Genomic DNA, 7,676 nt, shown 5'->3' on the forward strand with positions numbered 1-7,676 from the left:
GAGAGAATGTGTTCAACCCCCAGTTGGATCAGAAATTATTGAGTTTCTTGGCGGAAGATTTGGGAAGTGGCGATGTGACCAGTCGTTGTTTCCCCGACCCTGGAACTCGTACCGGTTGGTATACGGCCCGGAGGCAGGGCGTAATTGCCGGCCTGCCCTTTGCCCGCCGTTTGTTCGAGTTGATGAATGTCGATACCTGGCATAGTCTGGTCGGGGAAGGTGAAACAGTAGAGGCTGGAGCCCGAATTGCCCGTGTCGAGGGGCCGGGAGATGTGCTTCTGCAGGTGGAACGATTGTCACTGAACCTAATACAACGCCTTAGCGGTATTGCCACAAAGACGCGGCAGTTGGTGAGATTGATCTCCGGGACCAAAACACGGGTTACTGACACCCGTAAGACCGCCCCGGGCTTGCGTTATTTTGACAAATATGCCGTCCGGGCCGGCGGCGGTTTCAATCACCGCTGGGGACTATATGACGCTGTTCTGATTAAAGACAATCATATTAAATTGGCTGGCGGAATTGCCAATGCTCTGGAATGTGCTCGGCAAATGAACGGCCATGCTGTAAAGATTGAAGTGGAGGCGGAATCACTTGCCCAGGTTGAGCAGGCGTTGGCTGGCAGCGCCGATATCATCATGCTGGATAACATGAGCCCGGAGCTTGTGGCCCGGGCAGTCGGGATAGTGAACGGCCGGGCAATAACAGAGGCTTCTGGGAATATTGATGCAACGAATATTGTGGACTATGCCCGGGCAGGTGTCGATTATATTTCTATTGGCGCTCTCACTCATACAGTGACCGCGCTGGACATTGGCTTTGATCTGGATCAGCCAAAAACTTAGGAGGAGAGGTGTTGAACAATGACCCGTGCAGAGCAATTTATAAAACTGCAAACCTGGGCGGTGGTTGGCGCTTCAACAGTCGAGGAGAAGTTTGGCTTTAAAATTACAAAACGGTTGTTATCTGCCGGCAAACAGGTCTATCCCGTTAATCCCAAACCCGGTGTGGTCTGCGGTATAGAACTCTATCCGAATTTAGACGCGTTACCGGAATTACCTGATATTGTCGACGTGGTGGTGCCGCCGGCCGTTGCCCGCCAGGTGGTGGAGGAGTGCGGGCGCCTGGGAATCAAAAGAATTTGGTTTCAACCGGGAACCCGTTCCCCCGAAGCGATGGCTCGCTGCGCTGAGCTAGGTATTGAGGCTGTGGACGACAGCTGCGTATTGGTGGAGCTTGACAAACTGGGTTTTTAGAGAGGTGCAAAATGGAGAAGATTGCTATCGGGGGCGCGGCGCTGCCCCCTTATTTTATGGCGCCAATGGCGGGAGTCACCGACAAACCTTTTCGCCAGCTGGTCAGGGAATTTGGCTGTGGCCTGACTTTTACTGAGATGATCAGCGCCAAAGCCCTGAGCTATGACAATCATCGCACTTGGAAGATGCTCGACATTGCCGGTGAGGCGCCGGTTGCTGTTCAGTTGTTTGGCAGTGAACCGGGTGTGGTTGCCCAAGCTGCCGCTGGCGCCGAAAAGCAGGGCGCGCTTTTTGTAGATATTAACATGGGATGCCCGGCCCCGAAGATTGTAAACAATGGTGAGGGGGCCGCTTTGATGCGTAATCCTGACAGGGCCAGGGCGATTGTGGCAGCCGTTAAGGAGGCAGTAACTGTGCCTGTAACTGTAAAAATCCGCGCCGGCTGGGATGAACATTCGCGTAATGCGGTTAGTTTCGCCCGCGGACTAGAGGCGGAAGGGGCCAGTATGGTGACTGTGCATGGGAGAACACGGGAACAATTTTATAGCGGTAAGGCCGAGTGGCAGGTAATCGCCGATGTACGGCAGGCGCTTAGGGTTCCTGTGATTGGGAACGGCGACATATGGACCGGTGAGGACGCCGTGGCCATGCATCAACATACAGGTTGCCAGGGGGTAATGGCGGCCCGTGGCGCTTTGGGCAATCCTTGGTTGTTCCGGGAAATTGCAAGTGCATTTGCCGGGCAGGGATTTAAGCGCCCTTCGGTTTCGGAACGGTTGAATTTGGCGCTTCGCCACTTTGATATGCAGCTCTCTTATCGGGGTGAGTGTATGGGAATTGTTCAGATGCGTAAACACCTGTCTTGGTACCTAAAGGGACTGCCTGGCGCCACCGGGATGCGCAGCCAAATAATCCGGGAAACGGACCCACAGGCCGTGCGCGCCATTCTGCTCGATTATTTGGAACGCCTGGAGGAGTAATTGTTGTGTGCTGCAGGTAAAGACGGTATACTTAGTGTATACAGAATTGTGCACAAGGGGTGGACGGGGTGGAAATAATCCGTATTGGTGAAAAGACCATCAGCCGTTGGCAAATTGATGCTTTAATTACCAAAGTACTTGAACTGCGCAGTCAGGGCCTGTCACAGCAGGAAGCGGCACAAAAACTCTCCATCGACCGGACGTTTATCTCTCGCCTGGAGAGCATTGGCGAGGTCCGCAAGGGGCCGGATTTGGCCGTGGTTGGTTTCCCTGTGGCCAACAGGGCTGAGTTGGAGGATATCTGCCGCAAATATGGGGTGGATTGGTGGTTGTTTTTTAGCGAGAAAGAGCGCTTAGACTTTGTTGAGCAAAAATCAGGTTTGCAACTTTTTAATGACGTCATGGACCTGTTGACCCGTGTCCGTTCGTTCTCCACAATTGTTGTCCTTGGTTCCACCAGTCGCATTAAAATAATCGAAGCGCTTTTGGATACGCGGGTTGTGGGATTCCCAATAGGAGAATCGCCATTGACCCGGGATGTGGTCGCCGATACTAATCAATTTGAGCAGGTAATCCGGTCTCTAAGCGCAAAGGGGGGACCTAAATGAAGCGAGTCGTGAGTATCAGTTTAGGTTCCAGTCGCAGAGATCACCAGGCCGAAGTCCAATTTAACGGGGTTCGTTTCCAGGTGGAACGCCGGGGCACCGATGGCGACATGAAAAAAATGATTGCCATGGTTTCTGAATTGGATGGAAAGGTGGATGCCTTTGGTCTAGGCGGTATTGATCTCTATGTAGGAACCCCGGGACGACGCTATATTTTTCGCGACGCCAAGAACATTGTCAAGGCAGCCAGGAAGACGCCGGTGGTGGATGGCAGCGGGCTGAAAAATACGCTTGAGCGCAACACCATCAAGTACTTGGCGGAAAAGTTGGGTTGGTCATTCGCCGAAAAAAAAGTGTTACTAATTAGCGCCTTGGACCGGTGGGGCATGGCGGAGACACTTGCCCAGTATGGGAGCAGTCTTTTGATCGGCGATTTCATGTTCACCCTTGGTTTGCCCTTTCCGATTCGAAAATTGAAGACAATTGACCGGGTTGCCCGGATTCTGGCGCCGCTCGTTGTGCAATTGCCTTTTAGTATCGTTTACCCCACAGGAAAAAAACAAGACTCCAGTGACGGTCGATTGGCCCGTTACTTTAATGACAAGGACATAATTGCCGGAGATTTTAACTATATATATAAACATATGCCCCGGAACATGGAGGGTTTGAAGTTAATTACCAACACTGTCACCGCAACAGATATCGATGAACTCCGGAGCCGGGGTGTAAAGACGTTGGTCACCACTACGCCGGCACTAAATGGTCGCTCCTTTGGCACCAATGTCATGGAGGCTGTTCTGGTCGCTTATGCTGGGCGCGACTCTGAGCTATCACCGGAAGAATATAACCGGCTGCTGGCTGAGTTAAAATTTGTGCCGCGGGTGGAAGACCTCTCTTAGGAGCGGTGCTTTGTGGACTTCGCGTTTATAAGCTGTCCGGTAACGCTGAGCCAATTGCGGCTTAGTCGCCCAGGCTTACGTTTGATCCCCGGCGGTTTGCTGTCGGGGTTAAATCGTTTTCTGCCGATAAAAGAGAAGGCAATGTTGGATGTGGCCGGTGCCCCTGGTGTTATCCTGGAATATCCCGGGTTACCAGAATACCTGGTTGATCTTTCCCCTTCGGCAATTGAAAAAAAAGCTGTCCAGATAGGCAAAATATTAGCAGCTAATAATATAAAAATTTTGGGTCTGGAAGATAGCTTGCAGCCGCTGGCCCCGGTAATCTGTGCAGAGCACCCGGTGCGTATACCCACTGGTTTGACGATAACGCTAGCGGCCCTGCTTGCTGTTTTTAGTAATTTTTTAAGCGAGAACACAAATTCCCGCGCCGTTATTATTAGTCCACTATCCCCGCCCGGTGCAGTTATTGCTCGTCTGTTGGCGCCTCGCTTGCGCTCGCTGGTTTTGGTTTCCAATCTACGGCCCGGCCTGAAACGACTTGCACAAAAAATTATTCAGGAAACCGGCACCGCCAGTGTACTCAGTCACTGGCATCCAGGTTTGCTGCCGGAAACCGATATAATAATTGATTTGGCTGGCCTGGATCTGTCCGAGTTAAAATCTCCAGCATTGATCTGGCAGCCATATGGCGGAAGACCACCGCAGAGCGCACGTACGCTTGGCCTTCCACTTTTGGATTTTCCGGGGGTTCCGGCTGTGCACGGCGACTTGCCGGCAGGCATTCTTCGCCCTAATTTAACTGAAGCAATATTAGTGGCCACCGGTGAACGCAGGCTATGGGCACGTAATTTTAATGAATTAACTGCCGCCAATGTTATAACAGCCAGTAAGCAAAGCCGTGTCTGCAAGCTGCGTGTTACAGCCAGCTGCCTGGATGGATATATCCATTGGTTTCCTGCACCAATAGAAATTTGACAAATTAAATCCACCGGTTTATAATTGTGGAAAGTTTGCCCCGGGTAATTTCTCATGGTATATATTGCCGCTGTTTTATTGAATAAAGCAGCGGCAATTTACATATCATTTTCTAACAGGTGGCAATACTGGAAGTAAAGGAGAGAGAGTGTTGAATAATAAAGAAGTTATACTAACTCCTGACGGGTTTAAGCGACTTGAAGATGAACTTGAATTTTTGCGCACAGCCCGCCGCAAAGAGGTGGCTGAGAGGATAAAAGTTGCCATCGGCTTTGGCGATATCAGTGAGAACTCTGAATACGAGGACGCCAAGAAGGAGCAGGCCTTTGTGGAAGGACGAATCCTGACCCTGGAAAAGATGTTGCGTAACGCACGTGTTTTGGATGATGATGAGATTACGACTGAGACTGTTAGTCTTGGGGCAACAGTAATGCTTAAAGACCTGGAGTACGACGAAGAGATTGAGTACGTCCTGGTCTCCAGCGCTGAGGCAGATCCCGCTCAAAGTAAAATCTCCATTGAATCGCCGGTGGGTAAAGCTATTATTGGTCATCCGGTAGGTGATGTGGTGGAAGTGAACGTTCCTGCTGGAACTCTAAAATACGAAATCATGGCAATACGTAAATAAAAAGCCCAAACGGGCTTTTTATTTTGTAAACTTACTTGAGTTACAGATTAGCGTTGTAAACGCTAAGATGAGAATAATGACTGCATGCCAAAATAACCCTATATAATGATATTTATTTTTTTTAACCTGGAACAAATTGACGTTGATTTTGTATCTAAAAGTGTGTATTCTAGTCTTTGTCGCCACAACACGGCGGCAAAAAAACGAAGTGACTTTGGTCTTGACACTTCGCCGAAGCTGTGGTAATATAACTCTTGCCGTCGTGAGACGGCGTTGCATTCTGTCAGGTGAGCACGAAGCTGACCGACAAGCAATGAGGGGTTCGGCATTTTCGGCGACGAAGTCGGCGAAAAGCCGTATGAGATCCTTGAAAACTGAACAGTGAGTAAGAGAAGCGATTTAAACCAGTTGTTTTTGAGAGTTTCAGACTCTCTTCGAAATTTTTTTGGAGAGTTTGATCCTGGCTCAGGACGAACGCTGGCGGCGTGCTTCACACATGCAAGTCGAACGGGATTATTTCGGAAGCTTGCTTCTGAGATAGTCTAGTGGCGGACGGGTGAGTAACACGTGAGTAATCTGCCCGACATTCTGGGATAACAACGGGAAACCGTTGCTAATACCGGATGCACTCTTTTTGTTGCATAGCGAGAAGAGGAAAGGGTTTACCGATGTCGGATGAGCTCGCGTCCCATTAGCTAGTTGGTAGGGTAACGGCCTACCAAGGCGACGATGGGTAGCTGGTCTGAGAGGACGATCAGCCACACTGGAACTGAGACACGGTCCAGACTCCTACGGGAGGCAGCAGTGGGGAATATTGCACAATGAGCGCAAGCTTGATGCAGCGACGCCGCGTGAAGGATGAAGGTCTTCGGATCGTAAACTTCTGTCTGGGGGGATGAATACTGACAGTACCCCCGGAGGAAGCCCCGGCTAACTACGTGCCAGCAGCCGCGGTAATACGTAGGGGGCGAGCGTTGTCCGGAATTACTGGGCGTAAAGCGCATGTAGGCGGCTTGTTAAGTCAGGTGTCAAAGTGCGGGGCTCAACCCCGTAACGCACTTGAAACTGGCAGGCTTGAGGGCAGGAGAGGAAAGTGGAATTCCTAGTGTAGCGGTGAAATGCGTAGATATTAGGAGGAACACCAGTGGCGAAGGCGACTTTCTGGACTGTACCTGACGCTGAGATGCGAAAGCTGGGGGAGCAAACAGGATTAGATACCCTGGTAGTCCCAGCCGTAAACGATGGGTACTAGGTGTTGGGGGTTCAATCCTCCAGTGCCGCAGTTAACGCACTAAGTACCCCGCCTGGGGAGTACGGCCGCAAGGTTGAAACTCAAAGGAATTGACGGGGGCCCGCACAAGCAGCGGAGCATGTGGTTTAATTCGATGCAACGCGAAGAACCTTACCAGGGCTTGACATCCCCTGAAGCTGCAAGAGATTGCAGTGTCCCTTCGGGGCAGGGTGACAGGTGGTGCATGGTTGTCGTCAGCTCGTGTCGTGAGATGTTGGGTTAAGTCCCGCAACGAGCGCAACCCTTGTTCTCAGTTGCCAGCATTTCGGATGGGCACTCTGAGGAGACTGCCGGTGACAAACCGGAGGAAGGTGGGGATGACGTCAAATCATCATGCCCCTTATGTCCTGGGCTACACACGTGCTACAATGGCCTGAACAACGGGCATGCGAAGGGGTGACCCGGAGCTAATCCCTTAAATCAGGTCCCAGTTCGGATTGCAGGCTGCAACTCGCCTGCATGAAGTCGGAGTTGCTAGTAATCGCGGATCAGCATGCCGCGGTGAATGCGTTCCCGGGCCTTGTACACACCGCCCGTCACACCACGAAAGCTTGCAACACCCGAAGCCGGTGAGCTAACCGTAAGGAGGCAGCCGTCGAAGGTGGGGTAGGTAATTGGGGTGAAGTCGTAACAAGGTAGCCGTATCGGAAGGTGCGGCTGGATCACCTCCTTTCTAAGGACGTTATTTCGCGCCTTCGGCGCGAAAAACGCACCGCTCTGCTCAATAGTAGGGCGGCGCGAAAAACCAAGGTTTTTGCGAAAGCAAAATACCTTACCTTACTGCTTAGCAGTCTAGGTGAACGCTAACTCTTCACTCACTGTTCTGTTTTGAGGGATTTCAGGCAATTTGCCTTTCCGGCAGATTGCTTTTGTAACCTCACCTTTTACACTTTGGTGTAGGGGGCAATACCTTTTGCATTAGTTCGAGCAATAAGGTAGGTTATTTTCGGCGGCCACAAGTAAGGAACGTTATTTTCGATTTTATCGAAAAAACGGGGCCGGCGAAAAAACCGAGATCTTTGACAACTACACAAGGTAAGTA

Annotated in this window: 7 protein-coding genes and 1 rRNA gene; all 8 read left to right on the forward strand. The window is 51.1% G+C overall.

What is annotated here, in order from left to right:
- Positions 1 to 8: 8 nt before the first annotated feature.
- The 8 genes from nadC to FH749_08645 all read left to right on the forward strand — a co-directional run bounded on the left by nadC (position 9) and on the right by FH749_08645 (position 7,314).
- Positions 9 to 845 carry a carboxylating nicotinate-nucleotide diphosphorylase gene (gene nadC / locus FH749_08610; GenBank protein ID MTI95536.1) on the forward strand — a complete coding sequence of 279 codons (837 nt, stop codon included), beginning with the start codon at positions 9 to 11 and terminating at the stop codon, positions 843 to 845.
- Between the two features lie 18 nt (positions 846 to 863).
- Positions 864 to 1,256 (forward strand): CoA-binding protein, encoded by a 393-nt coding sequence (locus FH749_08615; protein ID MTI95537.1) that lies wholly within the window; start codon positions 864 to 866, stop codon positions 1,254 to 1,256.
- 11 nt (positions 1,257 to 1,267) lie between these two features.
- Entirely contained in the window at positions 1,268 to 2,236 is a 969-nt protein-coding gene (gene dusB, locus FH749_08620; GenBank protein ID MTI95538.1) for a tRNA dihydrouridine synthase DusB, read from the forward strand.
- A 68-nt stretch (positions 2,237 to 2,304) separates the two neighbouring features.
- Positions 2,305 to 2,844, forward strand: coding sequence for a helix-turn-helix domain-containing protein (locus tag FH749_08625; protein MTI95539.1), 540 nt, complete (start codon positions 2,305 to 2,307; stop codon positions 2,842 to 2,844).
- A complete protein-coding gene (locus tag FH749_08630; protein ID MTI95540.1) occupies positions 2,841 to 3,740 on the forward strand; it encodes a quinate 5-dehydrogenase in 900 nt (299 codons plus the stop codon). The genes FH749_08625 and FH749_08630 overlap by 4 nt, the downstream gene beginning before the upstream one ends.
- 12 nt (positions 3,741 to 3,752) lie before the next feature.
- Entirely contained in the window at positions 3,753 to 4,715 is a 963-nt protein-coding gene (locus FH749_08635) for a hypothetical protein (protein MTI95541.1), read from the forward strand.
- Between the two features lie 151 nt (positions 4,716 to 4,866).
- Positions 4,867 to 5,343 carry a transcription elongation factor GreA gene (greA, locus tag FH749_08640; protein MTI95542.1) on the forward strand — a complete coding sequence of 159 codons (477 nt, stop codon included), beginning with the start codon at positions 4,867 to 4,869 and terminating at the stop codon, positions 5,341 to 5,343.
- A gap of 442 nt (positions 5,344 to 5,785) precedes the next feature.
- Positions 5,786 to 7,314: ribosomal RNA gene (locus tag FH749_08645) — 16S ribosomal RNA — on the forward strand.
- The last annotated feature ends 362 nt before the right edge of the window (positions 7,315 to 7,676 follow it).

Source organism: Bacillota bacterium, assembly GCA_009711825.1.
GTDB lineage: Bacteria > Bacillota > Proteinivoracia > UBA4975 > VEMY01 > VEMY01.

Excerpts from the sequence above, each read along its gene's own strand:
- FH749_08615 (MTI95537.1), top strand. The coding sequence starts at position 864 with ATGACCCGTGCAGAGCAATTTATAAAACTGCAAACCTGGGCGGTGGTT.
- dusB (MTI95538.1), top strand. The coding sequence starts at position 1,268 with ATGGAGAAGATTGCTATCGGGGGCGCGGCGCTGCCCCCTTATTTTATG.
- FH749_08630 (MTI95540.1), top strand. The coding sequence starts at position 2,841 with ATGAAGCGAGTCGTGAGTATCAGTTTAGGTTCCAGTCGCAGAGATCAC.